Annotated in this window: 17 protein-coding genes; 15 read left to right on the top strand and 2 right to left on the bottom strand. The window is 44.2% G+C overall.

All coding sequences use genetic code 11. The annotated features are described in order from the left end of the window. Positions 1-2 precede the first annotated feature (2 nt). Positions 3-653, bottom strand: coding sequence for a haloacid dehalogenase type II (locus K2225_RS07435; protein ID WP_220584170.1), 651 nt, complete (start codon positions 651-653; stop codon positions 3-5). 76 nt (positions 654-729) lie between these two features. On the opposite strand from K2225_RS07435, the gene K2225_RS07430 reads away from it, so the two are divergent. Both K2225_RS07430 and K2225_RS07425 read left to right on the top strand, forming a co-directional pair. After that, positions 730-1290, top strand: a complete 561-nt coding sequence (locus K2225_RS07430) for a metal-dependent hydrolase (protein WP_220584169.1) — start codon at positions 730-732, stop codon at positions 1288-1290. A 103-nt stretch (positions 1291-1393) separates the two neighbouring features. After that, on the top strand, positions 1394-2281 hold the full coding sequence (locus K2225_RS07425) for a COX15/CtaA family protein (protein ID WP_220584168.1): 888 nt from the start codon (positions 1394-1396) through the stop codon (positions 2279-2281). A 148-nt stretch (positions 2282-2429) separates the two neighbouring features. Here K2225_RS07425 and K2225_RS07420 read toward each other — a convergent pair whose 3' ends face one another. Further along, the gene (locus tag K2225_RS07420) at positions 2430-5633 is read right to left on the bottom strand and encodes a DEAD/DEAH box helicase (protein ID WP_220584167.1); all 3204 of its coding nucleotides are present in this window, start codon (positions 5631-5633) and stop codon (positions 2430-2432) included. Positions 5634-5950: 317 nt separating this feature from the next. On the opposite strand from K2225_RS07420, the gene K2225_RS07415 reads away from it, so the two are divergent. From K2225_RS07415 to K2225_RS07355, 13 genes are all read left to right on the top strand, one after another. Continuing rightward, positions 5951-7540: a peptide chain release factor 3 gene (locus tag K2225_RS07415; RefSeq protein WP_220584166.1), complete on the top strand. Its 1590-nt coding sequence runs from the start codon at positions 5951-5953 to the stop codon at positions 7538-7540. Positions 7541-7753: 213 nt separating this feature from the next. Next, the gene (uvrB, locus tag K2225_RS07410; RefSeq protein ID WP_220584165.1) at positions 7754-9733 is read left to right on the top strand and encodes an excinuclease ABC subunit UvrB; all 1980 of its coding nucleotides are present in this window, start codon (positions 7754-7756) and stop codon (positions 9731-9733) included. A gap of 7 nt (positions 9734-9740) precedes the next feature. Continuing rightward, the gene (uvrA, locus tag K2225_RS07405; protein ID WP_220584164.1) at positions 9741-12617 is read left to right on the top strand and encodes an excinuclease ABC subunit UvrA; all 2877 of its coding nucleotides are present in this window, start codon (positions 9741-9743) and stop codon (positions 12615-12617) included. 66 nt (positions 12618-12683) lie between these two features. Further along, positions 12684-13055 carry a YojF family protein gene (locus tag K2225_RS07400; protein ID WP_220584163.1) on the top strand — a complete coding sequence of 124 codons (372 nt, stop codon included), beginning with the start codon at positions 12684-12686 and terminating at the stop codon, positions 13053-13055. Further along, positions 13048-13704: a bacillithiol biosynthesis deacetylase BshB2 gene (gene bshB2, locus K2225_RS07395; protein WP_220584162.1), complete on the top strand. Its 657-nt coding sequence runs from the start codon at positions 13048-13050 to the stop codon at positions 13702-13704. Before K2225_RS07400 ends, bshB2 begins: the two co-directional genes overlap by 8 nt. A 101-nt stretch (positions 13705-13805) precedes the next feature. Next, positions 13806-14837, top strand: coding sequence for a DUF4097 family beta strand repeat-containing protein (locus K2225_RS07390; protein ID WP_220584161.1), 1032 nt, complete (start codon positions 13806-13808; stop codon positions 14835-14837). Between the two features lie 34 nt (positions 14838-14871). After that, a complete protein-coding gene (locus K2225_RS07385) occupies positions 14872-15225 on the top strand; it encodes a phage holin family protein (RefSeq protein WP_160911489.1) in 354 nt (117 codons plus the stop codon). A 176-nt stretch (positions 15226-15401) separates the two neighbouring features. Beyond that, on the top strand, positions 15402-16334 hold the full coding sequence (hprK, locus tag K2225_RS07380; RefSeq protein WP_220584886.1) for an HPr(Ser) kinase/phosphatase: 933 nt from the start codon (positions 15402-15404) through the stop codon (positions 16332-16334). Between the two features lie 15 nt (positions 16335-16349). Further along, positions 16350-17183 carry a prolipoprotein diacylglyceryl transferase gene (gene lgt / locus K2225_RS07375; protein ID WP_220584160.1) on the top strand — a complete coding sequence of 278 codons (834 nt, stop codon included), beginning with the start codon at positions 16350-16352 and terminating at the stop codon, positions 17181-17183. A gap of 13 nt (positions 17184-17196) precedes the next feature. Next, a complete protein-coding gene (locus K2225_RS07370) occupies positions 17197-18153 on the top strand; it encodes a nucleoside recognition domain-containing protein (RefSeq protein ID WP_220584159.1) in 957 nt (318 codons plus the stop codon). Then, positions 18128-18766, top strand: a complete 639-nt coding sequence (ppaX, locus tag K2225_RS07365; protein ID WP_220584158.1) for a pyrophosphatase PpaX — start codon at positions 18128-18130, stop codon at positions 18764-18766. The genes K2225_RS07370 and ppaX overlap by 26 nt, the downstream gene beginning before the upstream one ends. A 4-nt stretch (positions 18767-18770) precedes the next feature. Beyond that, positions 18771-19292, top strand: coding sequence for an acyltransferase (locus K2225_RS07360; RefSeq protein WP_220584157.1), 522 nt, complete (start codon positions 18771-18773; stop codon positions 19290-19292). Continuing rightward, positions 19289-19849, top strand: coding sequence for a glycerol-3-phosphate responsive antiterminator (locus K2225_RS07355; protein WP_220584156.1), 561 nt, complete (start codon positions 19289-19291; stop codon positions 19847-19849). Before K2225_RS07360 ends, K2225_RS07355 begins: the two co-directional genes overlap by 4 nt. Positions 19850-19872 lie beyond the last annotated feature (23 nt).

Genomic DNA, 19872 nt, shown 5'->3' with positions numbered 1-19872 from the left:
TTTTAGTCCGGGATTTCATTGAGCGTGTTGATTACGTGGGTCGGATTGACCCCAAGTTCCGGCCACTTTTGCTGCTTCCGATTCACCCAGGCCGTATGGAAGCCGTAAGAAGCGGCCCCTGTAATGTCCCAAGGATTACTCGAAAAGAACAGGATCTCTTCTTTTTCAAATCCTAACTGTTCATGGGCGTAGCTGTAGGCATCCGGGTGAGGCTTGTACACCTCAACGTCGTCGGCACTGAGTAGATCGAAGTCTTCTTTCAGTTGATTATTTTCTAAAAGAGGCTCAAGCATAGAACGTGTGCCGTTTGAAAAAATGGTGAACGTCTTGTCTTGATGGTTCTGTTTTAGTGAAGGGACTTCATCGTAAGGCAGGAGTTGTTCATATTCGTGCATGAGGTCTTCCACAACGTCCGGTTTGACATCCACATCACTGTAAGCGAGGGCATCGAGCAGTGCCCATCTGGTAATATCGGTGAATGGCTTGTATCCTTGGATCAACTGCCGTACGAGGAAATAGTGAACCTGACGGCTGCGCCATTCGTCACTTACCTTAGGACCTTGATCAGGGAAAAATTGATGAATTTTCTTCATGACGCTATGAACGTCAAACAACGTTCCATACGCATCGAAAACATAAGCTTTATAGGTCATCGGTTTATGCTCCTTTCCATTGGTTAGGTTCCCCTTGGGGATTAAGGGTAAACAAGAAGTTAGGGGAGGGAGAAAAATGAATACGCTGCACCATGGCTACTGGACATTTTTTGCAACAAGAAAACAAAGATTCACCGGCTGGTTTATTTTTGGCAGTCTTTCACCAGACCTTGTGTATTATGTCATGTTTATCTATTTAAGTGTAAGAAGACAGGCCTGGCAGGTCGTGGACGACGCTGAACCAATGCGCTCGTTATTTGGTTTAGTTCATGATCTGTTTGAGCATCCAGTCGTGTTTATCCTGCGTCATGCCGGTCATTCCTTATTTGTTTGGGGGATCTTTTTTGTCATTGTTTTGATCTGGAAGGGAAGAAAGCTCTCCGTGTGGACCGCATTTTCTTATGGGTGGCTCGGACATGTGATCCTTGATATTCTAACCCACGCTGATGATGCGGTTCCTATGTTTTACCCGATCAGCAGCTATACGTTTCACAGTCCAGTTTCCTACTGGGATGACGACCATTATGCAAACGTGTTTTCCTTGGTAAATACCTTCTTAATTGCGGTCTCTCTCCTTTATTTACTCATTAGTAAAATCAGGAAGAAGCGCCGTTCACAAAAAGTTCATGACTCATGACGACGCTTTCTTTTCTCTATCTCCCAAAATTCATGATATGATTTACTTAGGAAACAAACAATATTCATGACATCATGATCATAGATAGAGAAAGGGTAAGACGATGAAGAAATTTTCAATTCTAACAACGTTCGTTACGTTTCTCGCATTGATCCTTGGAAACCTGGTCGTTGCGACAAACTCAGGGGACGCGTGTGGGACGACATGGCCGGTATGTAACGGAAAGATTTTTCCTGATATTACGGACTATCATGTCATTATAGAGTATTCACACCGTTTGATGGTTCCATTGCTTATCATGCTTACGGCCATCAATGCTGTCGGTGCGATCTATAAATACCGCAAAAACAAATCTGTATTTATTTTAGCTATTTTAAGTTTGGCATTGCTTGTATTTCAATCCATGGTTGGAGGGTTGAATGTTCTTTTAGGAACTCCACCTGGGTTCACAACGTTCGACGTTACCTTCAGTCAGCTGCTGTTAATCGTTCTCGTGTTGTTGAGTTACAGTCTTCATGAGAAAAAAATTGAGCTGAACCGGACAAGTTGGGAATCAGTATCGATGAGTTACCGAGCTTTTCTGCTGGGTTATATCGCCTACATTGCACAGGTGATTCTCGGGGCATTCTTTAAACACAGCCGCGCGAGCAATGTCATGATGGACATTCCAGCGATGGAGTACTTGATTACAAGTGAGTCCGTTGCGAACGCGGTGTATTCTTTACACTGGGTCGCCACATTTGTTGTCATTGTAGCGGCTATCTGGTTTGTCATCTATGCATCAAGGTTCAAATACCATATCGCGTTGTCCTGGGCTTATCTAATCTCCCTTCTGCTGAATGCAGTGGTAGGATTTATTATCGTCGTTACAGGAAACGTCGTTCTCGCTTCATCGATGCACATGCTCATTTCCACGGTGACGATGGTCATCGGCGCCTGCATCCTTGGAGGATACTGGTTCAAACTGCAAAAGAAAACAATGAAAGCCTAAAAAGAAAGCTGCCGGGAAGGCAGCTTTCTTTTTAGGGTGATATGGTAAATTCTGTATGACCTGGTCTGGAACTTCATTCCAGACCAGGTCATACAGAATTTACCAACAAACGACAAGCAAAAGAAAAAGAGCCGTTTGGAACGGCTCTTTATTGGAAGAGTTGTTTGATTTCCTCTTCGCTCAGGGAAGTAAGCATGGATTCTCCTGGTTGGATGATTTGGTCGACGAGATCGCGTTTCTTTTGTTGAAGCTGATAGATACGCTCTTCGATTGTACCTTCGGATATCATCCGGATAACCTGTACGACTTTTTCTTGACCGATGCGGTGCGCACGGCCAGCCGCCTGCTCTTCGATGGCTGGATTCCACCAGAGATCGTAAAGGATAACAGTGTCCGCACCAGTGAGGTTTAGACCGGTGCCTCCTGCTTTCAGGGAGATGAAGAACGCATCTTTTTCTCCTTCGTTGAAAGCTTCCACCATTTCCATCCGTTTTTCTGATTTTGTGCTGCCATCTAAATAGAAAGCCTGTAATCCTTCTTTAGCGAGTTCGTCATGCATCTTGGTCAGCATGCTTGAAAACTGAGAAAAGATCAGCAGTCGGTGGCCACTTTCTTTCAGCTCACGGGTTAATTCTTTCAACTGCTCCAGCTTTCCGGATTGCCCTTCATAGTTTTCAAGGAACAATCCGGGGTGGCAGCATATTTGCCGTAGTCTTGTTAGTCCAGCAAGTATCTCGAGCTTGCCCCGCTGAATGCCTTTGGTGGCAATCGTTTCTTGAATATCGTTTTGAATTCGCTCCAAGTAGGCGAGGTAGACTTCTTTCTGCTCCCGCGTCAGCTCTGAATACTGGACGGTATCAATCTTATCCGGCAATTCATCAAGCACTTCTGTTTTCATCCGACGTAAAATGAACGGACGCGTCATAAGAGAGATTTTTTCCGGTTTCAATTGCAAAAACTTTTTCTTGCTGGTGAAAAATCCTGGCATGATGGTCCGAAACAGTGACCATAGTTCCTGCAGGGAATTTTCAATCGGTGTACCACTTAAGGCAAAACGATGTCTCGATTTTATTGATCGAACAGCCACCGCTGTTTTCGTCGTTTCATTTTTGATCGCTTGTGATTCATCGAGGACCATTGCGTGAAACTTTTGCTCTTCATAAGAAGTAATATCCTGCCTTAGCAATGGATACGATGTAATCCAAATATCTTTATTTGCTGCTTCGTTCAGCGCTTCCTGCCTTGCCATTGGGTCCCCCGTCAAAATCTGCACCGACAATTGAGGGGCGAATTTTTCAATTTCCTTTTTCCAATTGTAGACGAGGGATGCAGGAGCGATGATGATGGCTGGATCTGTCATGTTCCCTTTTAACTTTTCATCTAACAAGAAAGTGATGGTTTGAATGGTTTTCCCTAACCCCATATCATCAGCGAGCACACCGCCTAAACCGTAATGGCTGAGCATCTTCATCCACCGAAAGCCGGTCAATTGGTATGGCCGTAAGTCCGCCTGCAGACCATCTGGAGGGTCGATTTCAAAGGATTGAGGTGATTTCAGTCGATCTACAAGCTCTTGGAAAAGTTGATTTCTTTCTGACTCATTTGGATTCAAAGCATCTTCCACCTGCAAACTCCGTGCAGTAGAAACTTGGAAGTGGTTGTTCTCTAAATCTTTCGTACTCAAGTCCAGATCATCGACGAGCTTTTGGAACCGATCGAAGGATTCACTTGTTAACGCCATGAGTGCACCATCAGATAAACGGTAGTACTTTTTCCGTTCAATGACGGCTTTAAGAGCTTCAGTGACGTCATGATCACTAATGCCATCAATGGTGAAATTGATATCCAGCCAATTGCCGTCGCTCTCCAGCTCAACGGATGTCTCTAGTTCTAGGGGGCGATCTTCTACAAGGGAACGGACGGAAGAAGAAAGGTAGACATCGCTGTGCTCTTTCAACTTAGGCAGGTAATGATAAAGGAATTGATCCAGCTTATCCTCGTCTTCAATGTAGACCATCTCTCCATCAAACTTGAACTCGGCAAGCTCAATGATCTGCATGATTTCCTGTTCTGTCTGTCGGTCCCGTCTTACAATCGTTTGATTGCTCAATGGCTGCTCATTGAACGGATCGATCGACAAGTCCCCATATTGAAAGTTCACATCAATCGTGAGTGTCCACTGTTGAAAATCCAAGTAGGTCTTAGCGATGAGCGACTCCTGCACAATTTTTTCTTGAGCAGCACGATCAAGTTGAACATCTGCGATGGTCTCCAGTTCGGGAAGAACATACGACACAATCCCTTCCATATCTTGATGGCTTACTGTGTGATTGCCGTTAGAATTGTACGGTAGGATAGTGTAGAGCGTTTGAAGGACCTCTTCTTTCTGCTGATCGACAGGATAAAAACTGCCTTGTTTATAGAGAAGGTGGTAATCCGATAGATAATCGTACTCTTTCAAATGGTTCATATGCATATGAAAATGGCCCCGTTCTTCCGAAACGTAGAAAGAAAGGTTTGGGAACTCTTCCTCAAATCGGATAGGTCCTACGTTTTCTCCTCGCTCCCAAACCTCTGTCTGCTGCTCCTCTAAAAGCGGAAGCAGTTGAGTAGCAAGGGCTGGAGAAATTTTTAAAATTTTAGGTTCGGATGAATTCCATTGTTGTTCATAAAATTGCTCTTGTTCGTAAGCGAGCTGTAAAAGTCTTAGAATTTCTTTGTCTTCTGCAGAAAAGGAGTGTTCTGCCGGATCATACGTAAACTTTTTGGTAATGCGGTAGGCTTGATCTTTACGGATATGATCAAGCAGATCACGGATATTTTTGATCACATAGGGATAGTTTTCTCCGAGCTTCATTTCCAAACCGAGACTTTTTGAGCCTAGGATCGATTGAAGGTGAAGGTAATATTGGATTTGAAGCGGTTTCTTCAAGTCCTGGGCTCCGCGATTTTCCTGGCGCTGTCTAAAAGCCTCAAACAAGCTGACCGCAAACATCCGGTCCTGGTTCGTCAACCCGGACTGTGATTTCCGTCCTTTTTCCGCCAGTTTTGGCGCCAGGTCTTCTAACGTTTTTTCACGAATGGCGATCAGGACGGCCGCAATATGTTTACACGTGTAGTAGGTGGAATAAGCTGCACACTCACACGTCGCTTCAACATCATCGTCCTCAAAAAAGAATACGCGGACTTCATAGTCGTGTGTACCTGCAACGACTGCCCGCCATGAACGAATCGCACTATTATGAGAAAGGCCGTACACCTTCCCGCGTTCGAAATATTGCTTTCCGCGCGTGTAAAAAGTCTGACCAGTGATTTTCTTTATATCGTTCGGTTGTAATAAGTAACTCTGCATAACTGGCATCCTTACTATCGTTTTTATCCCATTATAACAGGTTTGAACACCTAAAGAGAATGAGAGGGATTTAGGATTAAATGTAGGACCAGGTCATCCAGAATCTGGATGACCTGGTACACCAATATCTGGAAGGTGTTCGTTTTTGTGATTGATTTTACATGTGGGTTATGCTAACTTTCAAAGTATAATCAAAAAATTCGACGAAGGCGCTTGAGTGTGTGAGCGCTTTTTTTATGGAGTGAATCTGCCAATGTAAAACGTATATCCTACCCAGCCTAATGTATTGAAATTCTTAATAAACGGAGGATATCACGATGAGTCAAATACAAAATGAAATGAAAAAACGCCGTACGTTTGCTATTATCTCCCACCCGGACGCCGGTAAAACAACGATGACGGAGAAAATGTTATTATTCGGAAATTTAATCCGATCCGCAGGTACGGTAAAAGGGAAAAAGTCTGGTAAGTTTGCGACATCGGACTGGATGGAAATTGAGAAGCAGCGTGGAATTTCTGTTACGTCCAGTGTGATGAATTTCCCTTACAAAGATTATCAAGTAAATATTTTAGATACACCCGGACACGAAGATTTCAGTGAAGACACGTACCGCACATTGACCGCTGTTGACAGTGTTGTCATGGTCATTGACGGAACAAAAGGAATTGAAGCGCAGACGCTCAAGCTGTTTAAGGTTTGTAAAATGCGAGGCATCCCAATCTTCACTTTTATTAACAAAATGGACCGTGAAGGCCGTGAGCCGTTGGAATTGATGGAAGAAATCGAAGAAACGTTGAATATCGAAACCTATCCAATGACCTGGCCGGCAGGTATGGGCAAGCGCTTCTTAGGCGTTTTCGACCGTGAAAATGAGCAGTTTGTTCAATATACAGGAAACGAGGAAGAAGAGTACATTCCATACAGCGAGCTGGATCAGCATCCTGAATTAACGGAAAATGCCACGTTCCAGGAATCGGAAGAAGAAATGGAAATGGTCGCTGAAGCTGGGGATACATTTGATATGGAAAAAGTGATGCGTGGCGATCAGACGCCTGTCTTCTTCGGAAGTGCTCTTGCTCCATTCGGTGTGGAAACTTTCTTCAATTCATTCATTGATATGGCTCCTGAACCGGCGCCGAGAAAATCTACGGAAGGTATTGTTTCTCCAGATCATGAAGAGTTCTCTGGTTTTATCTTTAAAATTCAGGCGAACATGAATCCGCAGCACCGCGACCGGATTGCTTTTGTCAGAATCTGTTCAGGTAAATTCGAGCGCGGGATGAACGTTACACTTTCCCGTACGGGTAAAACGTTCAAGCTGGCCCAATCCCAGCAATTTGTGGCTTCTTCCCGTGGAACCGTAGAGGAAGGGTATGCCGGGGATATTATCGGAATCTATGATCCGAACGTCTACCGAATTGGAGATACCATCGTAACCGGGAAATCCAATTTCGAGTACGATGAGCTTCCGCAATTCCCACCTGAACTATTTAAAAAAGTAACGGCGAAAAACGTCATGAAATCCAAGCAGTTCCGAAAAGGGTTGGAACAGCTTGTACAAGAGGGTGCCATCCAGTTGTTCAAGCGCTATCGATTTGAAGACTATATCATCGGAGCGGTTGGTGAGCTTCAATACGAAGTGTTTGAATACCGAATGAAGAACGAGTATAACGTAGACATTGAATTGACTCCTCTAGGCGAACGCATCCCGCGCTGGTTGAAAGAAGACCAAGTGGATGAGTCGTTGTTTGATGAGCGAAACATGCTTGCAGAAGATCGAGAAGGCAATCCACTTGTCCTCTTTAAAAACGATTTCTCTCTACGTTGGTTCAAAGATAAGAATCCAGACATCGAACTGACCGACCTGTTCGAAGTCAACGAATATAACCAAACACTGAATTTCTAATAAGCGAAGCACTTTGCAGCCTGCAAAGTGCTTTTTTTATTGCGGGAAATGGGATAAACTGGATGACCTGGTGTGGAATTTTATTCCACACCAGGTCATCCAATAATTTACAGGAAATATCCAAATGCGAATGTTTGTTCGTTCGATGTTAGAATGGTAAACTGTTGTGGTAAACTAAAGTACGAGTAAAGACAATGAACGGAGGTTTTCGTCGTGGAGGAGAAGTTTGAATTAGTTTCACAGTATTCACCTCAAGGGGATCAACCGCGGGCAATTGAGGAGCTTGTTCAAGGGATTGAACGAGGAGATAAGCATCAAACATTGCTTGGGGCCACAGGTACAGGTAAGACATTTACGATGTCCAATGTCATTGAGCGAGTGAATAAACCGACACTGATCATCGCCCATAACAAAACGCTTGCTGGACAGTTATATAGTGAGTTCAAAGAGTTTTTCCCGAACAATGCTGTCGAGTACTTTGTCAGTTACTATGACTATTATCAGCCAGAAGCTTATGTGCCTTCTTCAGATACGTTTATTGAAAAAGATGCGAGCATCAATGATGAGATTGATAAATTACGCCACTCAGCGACTTCTGCTCTCTTCGAGCGGAACGATGTCATCATCGTTGCTAGTGTTTCTTGTATCTATGGTCTCGGTTCTCCCGACGAATACCGTAGCCAGGTGCTGTCAATAAGAACGGGGATGGAAAAAGACCGTGATGAGTTATTGAGAAATCTTGTAGATATTCAGTATGCGAGAAATGATATCGACTTTCAGCGCGGTACATTCCGGGTCCGCGGGGATTCCGTTGAAATCATCCCCGCTTCTAGAGAGGAACACGCGATGCGGGTGGAGTTTTTCGGAGATGAAATCGACCGCATCCGTGAAGTCGATGTATTGACTGGTGAAGTAGTTGGAGATCGTGACCACGTAGCGATCTTCCCTGCTTCACACTTCGTCACCCGTGAAGAAAAATTGAAAAAAGCGATCAAAAATATAGAAAAAGAGTTGGAAGTCCGTCTAAAAGAATTGCGAGATCAGGATAAGTTACTGGAAGCCCAGCGTCTTGAACAACGGACAAATTATGATCTGGAAATGATGAACGAGATGGGCTTTTGTTCTGGAATCGAGAACTATTCGAGACACCTGACATTCAGAGAAGAAGGAGCAACACCTTACACCTTGCTTGATTATTTTCCAGATGATTTCCTTATGATGATCGATGAGTCTCACGTAACACTGCCTCAAGTCAGAGGAATGTACAACGGGGACCGAGCGCGAAAACAAGTACTGGTGGACCATGGGTTCCGACTGCCTTCAGCCATGGATAACCGGCCGCTCATGTTCCCTGAATTTGAAGAACATATCAATCAGATTGCCTATGTTTCTGCGACTCCGGGTCCTTATGAAATTGAACATACACCGAAAATGATTGAACAGATCATCCGACCAACTGGACTCCTTGATCCAGAAATTGACGTCCGCCCGATCCATGGTCAAATTGATGACCTTGTAGGGGAAATCAATAAACGGAAAGATAAAAATGAACGTGTCCTCGTAACGACATTAACGAAGAAGATGTCTGAGGATTTAACTGATTACCTTAAAGACTTAGGAATTAAGGTTGCTTATTTACACTCAGAAATTAAGACACTGGAACGTATTGAAATCATCCGTGATCTAAGGGTAGGGAAATACGATGTCATTGTTGGAATCAACTTGCTTCGTGAAGGGCTGGATATTCCGGAAGTGTCACTCGTCACCATTCTGGATGCGGACAAAGAAGGGTTCTTGCGTTCCGACCGCTCCCTCATCCAGACGATTGGCCGAGCCGCTCGAAATGAAAACGGTCGAGTGATTATGTATGCTGATAAGATGACGAAGTCCATGCAGTATGCGATTGATGAAACGTACAGACGTCGTGAAAAACAAATCGCTTATAACGAAGAGCATGGCATCACACCGCAAACGATTAGGAAAGAAGTCCGTGACGTCATTAAAGCGACAAACGTTGCCGAGGACGAAGCTGGGTATGATACAGGTAAGAAACCTTCAGAAATGACGAAGAAAGAACGTCTGGAAATGATCGACAATCTAGAAACCGAAATGAAACAAGCCGCACGCGATCTCGATTTCGAACGGGCAGCTGAACTGCGTGATGTGCTGTTGGAATTAAAAGCGGAGGGATGAAAAGAGTATGGCCAGTAAACATATCAGTATTAGAGGAGCACGTGCTCACAATTTAAAAAATATCGATATCGACATCCCGAAAAACAAACTGGTCGTGATGACTGGTTTGTCCGGTTCAGGGAAGTCTTCTTTGGCCTTCGATACGATTTATGCAGAAGGACAGAGACGCTACGTTGAATCACTGAGTGCTTATGCACGCCAGTTTTTAGGACAAATGGACAAACCCGATGTGGACTCCATTGAAGGACTGTCACCGGCAATCTCCATTGACCAGAAAACGACGAGCCGAAACCCTCGTTCAACCGTCGGTACCGTAACGGAAATCTATGACTACCTGCGGCTGTTGTTCGCCCGGATCGGTCGTCCGACTTGTCCGAAGCACGGCGTGGAAATAAGTTCACAAACGGTTCAACAGATGGTCGACCGCGTGATGGAATATCCGGAAAGAACGAAGCTCCAAATCCTTGCGCCCGTGGTGTCTGGTAGAAAAGGTGAACACGCTAAAGTTTTTGAGCAGCTCCAGAAGGAAGGCTATATCCGCCTTCGTGTCGATGGGGAAATGCGCGAAATTTCCGAGGAAATAAATCTCGAGAAAAATAAAAAGCACTCGATTGAGGTCGTCATCGATCGAATCGTTGTAAAAGAAGGTGTAGAAGGACGACTTTCTGACTCTATTGAGACAGCTCTTAAACTTGGCGGTGGTCATACGATCGTGGATGTAATCGGAGAAGAAGAGCTGATGTTCAGTGAACACCATGCCTGTCCAATCTGTGGTTTTTCCGTTAGTGAATTAGAGCCAAGAATGTTCTCATTCAACAGCCCTTATGGAGCTTGTAATCGTTGTGACGGGTTAGGGACACAACTAGAAGTCGACATCGACCTCGTCATCCCTGATTGGAGCCGCTCCCTGAATGAACATGCTATTGCTGCATGGGAGCCGCAAAGTTCTCAATACTATCCTCAGCTTCTGAAAAGTGTTGCCGATCATTATGGAATCGATATGGATAAACCATTCCGTGATCTTCCGGAAGAACATAAAGAAAAGGTGCTTTATGGAAGTGGGGAAGACAAAATCTACTTCCGTTATGAAAATGATTTTGGAAAAGTGCGGGAAAACGATATTTTCTTCGAAGGCGTTATTCCGAACATTGCTCGTCGTTACCGTGAAACGAGCTCTGATTACATCCGTGAACAGATGGAAAAGTACATGGCCCAAAAACCGTGTCCGAAATGTAAAGGAAATCGCTTAAATGAAGAAGCGCTGGCGGTACTAATCAACGGGAAGCATATCGGTATCGCAACCGACTATTCCGTGACAGAAGCAAAGGAGTTTTTCGAAGCCCTTGAGTTGACCGAAAAAGAAGAAACGATCGCCCGGATGATTCTTAAAGAAATCTGCGAACGTCTCAGCTTCTTAGCGAACGTAGGATTGGATTATTTAACCCTCTCCCGTTCGGCTGGAACACTGTCCGGTGGTGAGGCTCAGCGAATTCGACTGGCTACCCAAATTGGTTCGGCCCTTACTGGCGTTCTATATGTACTCGATGAACCGTCCATTGGTCTTCATCAGCGGGATAATGACCGATTGATCAATACCTTGAAGCGGATGCGCGATCTTGATAATACGCTGATTGTCGTTGAGCATGATGAAGATACAATGCTGGCCGCGGATTACCTGATCGACATTGGACCTGGAGCAGGTGCACACGGTGGTGATATTGTCACTCAAGGAACACCAAAACAGGTGATGAAGAGCCGTAAATCCTTGACGGGTCAATATCTTTCAGGTAAAAAGTTTATTCCTTTACCAGCAGAGCGTCGGAAGGCGGATGACCGCTTCCTGAAAATTAAAGGCGCAGAAGAAAACAACCTAAAAAAAGTGGATGCAGAAATTCCGCTCGGAGTGTTCACAGCTGTAACAGGCGTTTCCGGTTCTGGAAAGAGTACACTCATTAACGAGATCCTGTATAAGTCACTTTCAATGAAGCTGCACAATGGAAAACAAAAACCCGGGAAGCATCAAACGATTGAAGGTATGGAACATCTGGATAAAGTGATTGATATCGATCAATCCCCGATCGGACGGACTCCACGCTCCAATCCGGCTACCTATACGGGTGTATTTGATGATATCCGTGATGTTTTCGCTCAAACAAATGAAGCGAAAATCAGAGGATATAAAAAAGGCCGCTTCAGTTTCAATGTCAAGGGTGGCCGCTGTGAGGCCTGTCGTGGGGATGGAATCATTAAGATTGAAATGCACTTCCTTCCTGACGTTTATGTTCCTTGTGAAGTTTGCGACGGGAAAAGGTATAACCGTGAAACTTTGGAAGTGAAGTACAAAGGAAAGAGCATCGCTGATGTATTAGGAATGACCATTGAGGAAGCGCTCGACTTCTTTGCGAACATTCCTAAAATTAAGCGCAAACTACAAACGGTCGCCGATGTAGGACTTGAATATATTAAACTCGGTCAACCTGCCACTACTCTCTCCGGAGGAGAAGCGCAACGAGTGAAGCTTGCCAGTGAACTCCATCGCCGCTCGAATGGAAAGTCCTTTTATATTTTGGATGAGCCAACAACAGGTCTGCATGTGGATGACATTTCAAGGTTACTGAAAGTGTTGCAAAGACTTGTAGATAACGGGGATTCCGTATTAATCATTGAGCACAACCTTGATGTCATCAAAGAAGCCGATCACATCATTGATCTCGGACCAGAGGGTGGCGAAAACGGAGGTCGAATTATCGCAAGCGGCACTCCTGAACATGTATCGGAACAGGAGATTTCCTATACAGGCCGTTATTTAAAACCGGTACTGGAACGAGACCGGGCACGGATGGATAAGAAAATGAATGCCCGTGAAAAAGTAGGGAACAAGTAGATGTTTTGACGCTTGTCTCTAAATTGAGTATCGTTAAACAAGAATCGTTTGACGGGAGGAATACGAGTGGATGCCATTCAACAGAATGTTGTTCAAGAAAAAATTGATCAACTAGCAAATAAAGAAGTTTATGTACACTTAGAAACGACAAACGGGGCTTATGCCAGTCACTTCGATGAAAATGCGTACAACGTCGGTGCTTTCATCCGAAATGCGCAAGTCTCTTATCAACACGGAAAAATCGTCAGTACTGGAGGATCTTACCGCGTAGGTCTGAAACTGGACTTAGGCTGGGTTTATGCTGAGGGATTGACGGATTTCGAAATCGATGAAAAGAATCGCCTGCTTATGGCAGGTCATGATCGCGAAGGCCGTTTAATGGTTGCTCTCGAAATCAGTGAAACACCTTTTTCCCATGAGGCGGATCCAGATGAGTAAGGAAAGAGTGGTTGTCATTTTCCCTCATCCGGATGATGAATCGTTCGGAGCGTCTGGAACAATTTCTAAATTCCGTGATGAAGGCGTACCGGTCACCTATCTATGTGGTACCCTCGGGGAAATGGGCCGGAACATGGGCAATCCAGTATTCGCTAATCGCGAAACGCTTTCTTCTTTTCGGAAGAAGGAGCTGGCTGAAGCAGCCAAACAATTGGATATAGACGTTGAAATGCTTGGCTACAGGGATAAAACATTAGAGTTTGAACCCCGGCAGCAAGTGGCTGAGCACTTGAAAGAACGAATCGAGGCATTAGGAGCTACCATTATCATTACTCATTACCCTGGATATGCTGTTCATCCCGACCATGATGCGCTTGGTGCTGCAGTGATTGATGCTGTGGAGGACATGCCAGAGGAGAACCGTCCCCAAGTATGGATGCACGCCATTTCCAATCAATCCGAACAGGATTTAGGAAAGCCTGACATTGTTGCGGATGTACGACCTTACTGGGAAAGAAAATTAGCAGCCATCAAGGCGCATCTCTCCCAGGCTGACGGGATGATGAGTTTGATCGAGGATCATGACCAGGCATCTGAGCAATTAGAACGACTGAAAACAGAACGTTTTTACACGCACAAATTCCAATGAACCCTTACACCTGAGAAACCAACCAAGTTTTCTCAGGTGTTTTTTAGTTTTTGAACCCTTTCGATAGGGAAAAACGTAAGAGATGAAAAGGAGCTGATCTTATGAATGAAGAACGTATGAAAATTCTACAAATGATCGAAAAAGGCACCATCTCTGCCGAAGAAGGAGCGAAACTATTAGAAGCTGTAGAACAACCTTCTTCAAAAGAATCAGAGCAACGTGAGAAGTCTAAGTACGGACTGAGAAATTTTCTGGATGATGCCATGGAGAAAATTAAAAATGCTGATTTCGATTTTTCATTTGGAGAATATGTTGAATTCAGTGATGATTCGATTCTTCCTCGCGAAGAATTTCAAGATGCCGATCTTTCTATATCCAACGGTTCTTTAAACGTTCATACTTGGGATCAGGAGGATGTAAAAGCTTCCTATCAGGTTAAAGTCTATCAAGTGGAAACAGAAGAAGAGGCGCGAGCAAGGTTTCATGATGAGACACAAATGGATATAAAGAATGGTCTTCTGCGCATCGCCAGTCCATCAAAGAAGATAAAAATGAATGTCGATTTATACATTCCCAATAAAAAATACGAATTTATCAAATCCCAATTAACGAATGGAAATCTTGACCTTGAGAACATTAAGAGTGATCATTTCCAGATGAAAACATCAAACGGATCTGTGAAAGCGAAGCAGCTTTCTGGAGAGACATGTAAGATACAGACTGGCAATGGTGCGGTCCAATTGCTAGAAGGCATTTTTGAAGAGTGTGAAACAGACACGATTAATGGAGCTATATCACTTTCAGGAGATCTTGGAAAAGCGGATGCTTCTACGGTCAGTAGCTCAATAACTGTTGATTATAACGGGGCAAAAGCACACACAGGTTTTTATAAAACCACCACTGGAAAAATACAAGTGTCTCTTCCAACAGAAAAGAAAATCGATGGTGTTTTGAGGACGAAATTCGGTCAAATTCAATGTGAATTAGAAAATTACAAGATATTGAAAGATCGAAAAGATGTTGCTAACAAAATGTTGGAATTCGAAGCGTACGAACAATTCGAAAATGCATATCATATAGAAGCAGAGACGAAGACGGGTTCTGTCACCGTACAACCTCCTGTCCGTCTCTGAGAAGAAAACGATTCACGAAAGGCAGAGTGAAATTATGAAAAATTGGCTGATCCATATCGTCGTTAACGCCATTGCAATTATTGCGGTCGGAGCACTTTTCGATTCTGTAATCATTGACGGTGTTGGAGGCGCATTGCTAGCGGCATTCATTCTATCGATTCTTAATGCCATCGTAAGACCGGTCTTAGTTATTCTTACATTACCGATTACGATTCTATCTCTCGGTCTATTCCTGTTCATCATCAACGCCATTACCTTGTGGCTGACGGATGCTTTCCTAGGAAGTACTTTTGAGATTGATGGTTTTGGCATGACTATCATCGCCGCGATTATCATATCTCTGATCAACCTTGTGTTGAACAGCTTAATCAAGGACATGAAAAAATAACCCCCGTACCGTATGAGCCCGCTCATACGGTATTTTTATTGAATTCCTTTACTACCACTACCGTAGCGATGATCTCTCTAAGGGAAATGGTGGTAAAAAACCTCCCTATCCAAGATTTATTAAAAACATGCTACAATAGGGGACAGTGATTGATGAAAGAGGAGGTTGATGGACAAATGAGCAAGGTCCGTACACAAGATTTGTTAGAACAATTTGCGCTTGAACTCGTTGCCGGTGCTGACGGCGTCCACCGTGAAATACATATGAGTGATATTTCTCGTCCTGGAGTAGAAATGACAGGGTATTTCAAATTCTATCCGAAAGATCGTCTACAGCTGCTCGGCAAGACAGAACTCTCATACTTTAATGAACTGACGAAAGACCAGAGAAGAGAACGAGCAGAAAAACTTTGTACAGATGTGACACCTGGAATCGTTATTACCCGGGGAATGGATATTCCTGATGAACTTAGTGAAGCCGCAAATGAGGCTGGTGTTCCATTGATGTTATCGCCATATAAGACGACAAGAGTAATTAGTCGCCTGACGAATTATTTGGAAACCAAGTTTGCTCCGTTTACGGCCATCCATGGTGTACTAGTCGACATTTACGGTATTGGTGTCTTGATCACAGGTCAAAGTGGTGTGGGTAAAAGTGAGACTGCTTTGGAATTAGTCAAGCGCGGTCACCGTCTTGTGGCTGATGATAGTGTTGAAATTCGACAGGAGGATTATGATACGTTAATTGGAAACAGTCCTCCACTGATTGAGCACCTTTTGGAAATTCGTGGACTAGGCATTATCAATGTGATGACACTGTTCGGTGCTGGAGCTGTTCGAAGCTATAAACGGATCACGCTCGTCATCAACCTTGAATTGTGGGAGAAGAACAAACAATACGATCGTCTTGGTTTAGAAGAAGAAACGATGAAGATCATGGATGTTCAAGTTCCGAAAGCAACTATTCCTGTACGTCCTGGCCGTAACCTTGCTGTCATTATCGAAGTGGCTGCTATGAACTTCCGATTGAAGCGCATGGGTGTCAATGCTGCTGAAGAGTTTTCAGAGCGTTTGACGAAAGTCATCGACCAAGACCAATCACAGGAGTAAAGGAGGAAACCGTTAATGATGTGTACACCTGAACCGTTGAACCCGGTCTTCCTCCAATTAGGTCCGCTTTCGATATACTGGTATGGCTTAATTATTGCCACAGGCGCATTTCTCGGACTATGGATTGCAACGCGAGAGACCGAACGTCTCGGTTTGAAAAAAGATTACATGGTCGATATCGTCGTATTTGCGATTCCGGCAGCCATCGTGTGTGCCAGACTTTATTATGTCATTTTCGAATGGGATCGTTATGCTGGAGGCCCATGGTGGAAAGTTTTTGCCGTGTGGGAAGGCGGAATCGCCATTCACGGGGCACTGATTGGATCCGTGTTGACCGCCTATATTTATACGAAAATTAAGGGATTATCATTCTGGATGATGGCGGACATTGCTGCGCCCAGTATTATTCTAGGACAGGCAATTGGGCGCTGGGGTAATTTTATGAACCAGGAGGCCCACGGAGGTCCAGTATCCGAATCATTCTATAATAATTTTATGCAGTATTTGCCTGGGTTCATTAACCAGCAAATGTGTATTGATGGTACCATCTATCATCCGACCTTTTTATATGAATCCCTTTGGAATATCGTCGGATTTGTTTTGCTGTTAGTATTACGTCATAAATTTAACCCTCGCCGTGGAGAAGTGTTCTTAAGTTATGTGATCTGGTATTCTGTCGGCCGTTTCTTTGTCGAAGGCATGAGGACAGACAGCCTTTATCTATTCGGTGAGATACGTACGGCACAATTTATCTCTATTGTGCTAGTCCTTGGAGCGGTCATTGCGATCATTTACCGCAGAAAGAATGGCATGGCGAATAAATATTATAACGGAAAGAAAGTAAAATAAGGGAGCAGGTAGCATGAAGGGGATTCTAAAACGTGGAAGTAAAAAGGGACTGGAGTTGACGTGGACGCTTGGAAAAGTCATTTTTCCCGTAACGTTAATCGTTACAATCCTCCAGTACACGCCTGTCCTCCCATGGGTCATGAATAAATTAGAACCTTTGATGGGTTGGATCGGACTTTCCGGTGAAGCCGCTGTACCTCTTGTTATTGGAAATATGTTGAATCTTTATGCAGGTATTGCAGCCATCATCTCTTTCGATTTTACGGTAAAAGAAGTATTCATCCTTGCCGTGATGCTTTCCTTTTCCCATAACTTACTGATTGAATCAACTGTGGCTAAAAGGGTCGGCGTGAGCTGGTGGTTTGTGGCCGGCGTCCGGCTGGGGCTTGCATTGGTTTCAGCTGCCCTCATCAATATTTTCTGGAAAGGCGGAGGCGAAACAGCGAAATACGGTTTTGCGCCTGAAAAGACAGTTGATCCTAATGGATGGGCAGAAATCATTTTTCAGGGAGTGCAGACCGCCTTCATGGGCATCGTGCAGCTTGCTTTGATTGTCATCCCTTTGATGATTTTCATGCAGTATTTACGTGAAAAGGGATGGCTGGACCGTTTTTCTGGCTGGGTAGCCCCTGTAACAAGGTTCCTAGGGATGGAACGCAACACATCCATGACACTTGTTGCGGGGCTTACCATCGGGCTCGCTTACGGTGCAGGCTTGATGATTCAGGCAGTGGAAGAGGACGGGGTTTCCAGGAAAGATATGTATCTAGCCATTCTCTTCCTCGTCTCTTGTCACGCAGTCGTTGAGGATACTCTCATTTTCATTCCGCTCGGCATTCCCGTTTGGCCACTGCTTTTGATCCGTTTATTGACGGCAATAGTGTTAACGGCTGTTGTCGGCTTCGTTTGGAACAGACTACAACAGAAAAGAAAGGATCCTTCCAATGAGCATACGTACCATTCTCTTTGATTTAGATGGAACGTTGATCGATACCAACGAATTGATCATCGCTTCTTTCAGCCATACGATTGAACAATATTCTGATCGCACTTATGAGCGTGAGGAGATTCTCGACTTTATCGGCCCTCCTTTGAGGGAGAGTCTGCACAAAGTGAACCCTGATAAAGTAGAGGAAATGGTCGAGACGTATCGTAAACATAACATTGAAAACCATAACCGTTACGTTAAAGCCTATGATGGCGTAGTGGAAACGATTGAAACGCTGAAAGATCAAGGGTACAAATTAGGTATTGTTACCACGAAAATGAGGAATACCGTTCATATGGGGCTTGAACTGACAAATTTGGACGGTTTATTTGAAACGATTATTACATTGGATGATGTGACGAATGCGAAGCCACACCCGGAGCCGATTGTGAAGGCTTTAAACCTTCTGAATGCGCAGGCTTCTGAGGCGATGATGGTCGGAGATAATACACACGATATTGAAGCAGGGCAGAATGCGGGGACGAAAACGGCCGGAGTAGCCTGGACCGTGAAAGGGCGTAAAGTACTTGACGATCTGAACCCCGATTACATGCTCGATAATATGCGAGACTTATTAAAAATTACAGGAGGATGACTGTATGAGGAAAACGGAACGCTACCCGGTCAAAGGAGCCAATTCACTTTGGCACATTTATAAGACGGTCCCGTTTTTCAAAGTGGTCAAAAACTTCATCGTGATTCAAATGGCCCGGTACACCCCTTTTCTTTCCATGAAGAATTGGTTGTACCGGACTTTTCTGCATATGAAGGTTGGGGATCAAACGGCTTTTGCCTTGATGGTCATGGTGGATATTATGTTTCCTGAAAAAATCAAGGTAGGGCGAAATTCAGTCATTGGTTACAATACAACCATTCTCGCTCATGAATATTTGATTGAAGAGTACCGTCTCGGAAATGTTGTGATTGGAGATGAAGTGTTGATTGGAGCCAACACGACGATTCTCCCTGGTGTGACAATCGGTGACCGCGCTGTTGTTTCTGCCGGTACTTTGGTGCATAAAGATGTGCCTGCTGGTTCCTTTGTAGGAGGGAATCCGATGCAGCTCATCTATACGAAAGAACAGATGGAAGAACGAAGAAAGAACGGGGGAGAAGAATGACTTTGACTCAGTCGGTTCTGCCTGCAGTGAAGAAAATTAAAGAATTTGAAGCCTTGTTAGAAAGTGAAACGGATTATATCATCCTTTTAGAAAGCCGTCTGGGACTTTTGAGGAAACTGGTTAAAATTGGACAAAAGGCCGGTAAAAAAGTTTTTGTGCATGTAGACTTGATCCAAGGTTTGAAAGCGGACGATTATGGCATGGAATACATAGGGCAGGAAGTGAAACCTGATGGCGTCATTTCCACGAGAGCTCATGTCATTCAGCAAGCGAAAAAGTATCATCTTGTTTCAGTACAGCGGCTGTTTTTAATCGACAGTCAGGCGATTGAACATAATGTGAAGCTCATTCAAAAAACGGCTCCGGACTTTGTTGAAGTTTTACCAGGCGTTTTACCGGGAATGATAAAAGAGATCAAGGAGCATATCGGCATTCCTGTTATTGCTGGAGGCTTGATTCGTACTAAGGAAGAAGTGGATCAAGCGCTCGCTTCGGGTGCTTCTGCCGTCTCTACTTCACGTTCTGAATTATGGCGTTTTAACAGCGAGAATACATAATCACCTTTTCGTGAAGAGGCTGA

It is taken from the genome of Halobacillus sp. Nhm2S1, assembly GCF_019599545.1.
In the GTDB taxonomy this organism is placed as follows: domain Bacteria; phylum Bacillota; class Bacilli; order Bacillales; family Halobacillaceae; genus Halobacillus.
The sequence above is the reverse complement of the archived record's forward strand: the minus strand, read 5'-3'. Positions and strand labels throughout refer to the sequence as shown.

What these genes read in the sequence shown, in the direction of transcription:
- K2225_RS07435 (WP_220584170.1), bottom strand. Translation starts at nt 653, where the DNA reads ATGACCTATAAAGCTTATGTTTTCGATGCGTATGGAACGTTGTTTGAC.
- K2225_RS07430 (WP_220584169.1), top strand. Translation starts at nt 730, where the DNA reads ATGAATACGCTGCACCATGGCTACTGGACATTTTTTGCAACAAGAAAA.
- K2225_RS07425 (WP_220584168.1), top strand. Translation starts at nt 1,394, where the DNA reads ATGAAGAAATTTTCAATTCTAACAACGTTCGTTACGTTTCTCGCATTG.
- K2225_RS07420 (WP_220584167.1), bottom strand. Translation starts at nt 5,633, where the DNA reads ATGCAGAGTTACTTATTACAACCGAACGATATAAAGAAAATCACTGGT.
- K2225_RS07415 (WP_220584166.1), top strand. Translation starts at nt 5,951, where the DNA reads ATGAGTCAAATACAAAATGAAATGAAAAAACGCCGTACGTTTGCTATT.
- uvrA (WP_220584164.1), top strand. Translation starts at nt 9,741, where the DNA reads ATGGCCAGTAAACATATCAGTATTAGAGGAGCACGTGCTCACAATTTA.
- bshB2 (WP_220584162.1), top strand. Translation starts at nt 13,048, where the DNA reads ATGAGTAAGGAAAGAGTGGTTGTCATTTTCCCTCATCCGGATGATGAA.
- K2225_RS07390 (WP_220584161.1), top strand. Translation starts at nt 13,806, where the DNA reads ATGAATGAAGAACGTATGAAAATTCTACAAATGATCGAAAAAGGCACC.
- K2225_RS07385 (WP_160911489.1), top strand. Translation starts at nt 14,872, where the DNA reads ATGAAAAATTGGCTGATCCATATCGTCGTTAACGCCATTGCAATTATT.
- hprK (WP_220584886.1), top strand. Translation starts at nt 15,402, where the DNA reads ATGAGCAAGGTCCGTACACAAGATTTGTTAGAACAATTTGCGCTTGAA.
- lgt (WP_220584160.1), top strand. Translation starts at nt 16,350, where the DNA reads ATGATGTGTACACCTGAACCGTTGAACCCGGTCTTCCTCCAATTAGGT.
- K2225_RS07370 (WP_220584159.1), top strand. Translation starts at nt 17,197, where the DNA reads ATGAAGGGGATTCTAAAACGTGGAAGTAAAAAGGGACTGGAGTTGACG.
- ppaX (WP_220584158.1), top strand. Translation starts at nt 18,128, where the DNA reads ATGAGCATACGTACCATTCTCTTTGATTTAGATGGAACGTTGATCGAT.
- K2225_RS07360 (WP_220584157.1), top strand. Translation starts at nt 18,771, where the DNA reads ATGAGGAAAACGGAACGCTACCCGGTCAAAGGAGCCAATTCACTTTGG.
- K2225_RS07355 (WP_220584156.1), top strand. Translation starts at nt 19,289, where the DNA reads ATGACTTTGACTCAGTCGGTTCTGCCTGCAGTGAAGAAAATTAAAGAA.